Source organism: Mycetohabitans sp. B3, assembly GCF_021498065.1.
In the GTDB taxonomy this organism is placed as follows: Bacteria; Pseudomonadota; Gammaproteobacteria; order Burkholderiales; family Burkholderiaceae; genus Mycetohabitans.
The window spans coordinates 1-2,027 of sequence record NZ_JAHLKN010000045.1 but is presented as its reverse complement, the minus strand read 5'-3'; the positions used below and the strand labels follow the sequence as shown (position 1 = coordinate 2,027).

General features: G+C 63.1%; 1 pseudogene. It reads right to left on the bottom strand.

Annotation, left to right across the window (positions count from 1 at the left end):
• A pseudogene (locus KQH55_RS14550) lies at positions 1–2,008 on the bottom strand (condensation domain-containing protein); the annotation flags it as partial.
• Positions 2,009–2,027 lie beyond the last annotated feature (19 nt).

Below are 2,027 nucleotides of genomic sequence, written 5' to 3'. Positions count from 1 at the left end.
TCACACCTAATGCGATTAACTGATGCGCGAGGCGATTCGCCCGGGCATTCAACTGAGCGTAGCTGAGCGTCTGGCCCTCATAGACCAATGCTGCCGACTCGGGCGTGTGCTCCACTTGCGCTTCAAACAGCTGGTGAATGCATTGGTGCGCCGGGTAGTCCTGCTGCGTCGCGTTCCACGTCTGCAGCAACAACATGCGCTCGGCCGGCGACAGCAACTCAACACGGGTGACTGAATGCTGGTCGTCAGCGGCCATCGCCTGCAACATCGTCTGCAAATACCCGACGTGCCGCTCAATCGTCGCGCGATCGAACAGCGCCGTCGCATAATTCAGCCCGCCGACAATCTCCCCACCTGCTTCATATAGGTGCAGGTCTAAATCGAACTTGGCTACGTCATAAGCCAAGTCCGCTGGCGTGACTTCTAACGCCGGCAGATCCCACACGGCACGCTCGTTGTTCTGCCACGCGAACATCACCTGGAACAGCGGCGTATGCTCCAGCCGCCTCGGCGGCTGCACGATCTCCACCACCTGCTCAAACGGCACATCCTGATGCGCTTGCGCCTCCAGCGTCGTGCGCCGCACCCGCTCGAGCAGCTGCACCGCGCTCGGCTCGCCGGACACATCCACACGCAACGCCAGCGTGTTCACAAAGAAGCCAATCAATGGCTCAATCTGAGGATGGTGACGACTAGCGCTCGGCGTGCCAATGACCAGATCCTCCTGCCCCGACAGCCGCGCGAGCACCGCGCTCCACGCGGCCAGCACCGTCATGAATAGCGTCGCGCCTTGCGCTTGGCTCCAACGCTTGAGCGCTTGCGTGGTTTGCGCATCGATCTGAATCGGCACGTAGGCCCCTTCGAACGATTGCTGCGCCGGACGCGGCCGGTCAGTCGGCAGCGCCAGCAGCACCGGGGCACCGGCCAGCTGCGTGCGCCAGTACTCACTTTGCGCCTTGAGCCGCTCACCTGAGAGCCACTGACGCTGCCACGCCGCATAATCCGGATATTGGATCGTCAGCGCCGGCAGCGGATCGGCCGGCTCACCGCAGGCCGCGCGATACAACGTATTCAATTCGCGCACCAGCACCCCCATGGACCAGCCATCCGACACGATATGGTGCTGCACGAGCAGCATCACGTACTCGTCCTCGGCCACTTGAATGCCGCACGCGCGCATCAGCGGGCCACAGGCCAGATCGAACGGCGCTTGGGCGGCCTCGGCGCTGAGTTGGGCGAGCTGAGTAACCGCGTCAGACACGCCGCGCAGGTCATGCCAGGTCATCGGCATCCCTGCCTCGGCGGGCAACAGCTGCACCTGCGGCTGACCGTCAACGCTGACGAACACCGAGCGCAGCGCTTCGTGACGTGCCCATAGCGCATCCAGTGCTTGTTGCCACGCGATAGGATTCAATGTCCCGCGCAGGCGCAATGCCATCGGCATATGATACGTATCGCTCGCACTATCGAGCTGCGCGAGGAACCACAGCCGTTGCTGCGCGAACGACAGCGGCAACGCGCCGTCACGCGAGACCGGTGTGATCGTTGGTGGCGCCGCACCGTCTGACGTACGCTGCATGTTCAGCGCAGCGGCCAGGCCGGCCAGCGTCGGGGCAGCAAACAGGGTCGTCAGCGGCAATGTGATGCCCAACACAGCCACCCGATTCATCAAGCGCACCGCGAGCAGCGAATGACCCCCCAGTGCGAAGAAATTGTCGTGCCGACCGACCGGCTCCACACCGAGCAATTCGGTCCAGATCTGAGCCAGCGTGATCTCGAGCTCGCCCTGTGGCGCTTCATACACTTGCAACGCAAAAGCCGCGCCATCCGGCGCCGGCAGCGCACGCTGGTTTAGCTTGCCACTCAGCGTCAAAGGCAGCGTGTCAAGCTGCACGAACGCGGCCGGCACCATGTAATCCGGCAGCGTTTGGCTAAGATAGGCTTTGAGCTCAACCGGTGTCATCACCCCACCGTCAGCCGCGACCCAATAGGCCACCAAACGTCTGTCACCCGGACAATCCTCGCGC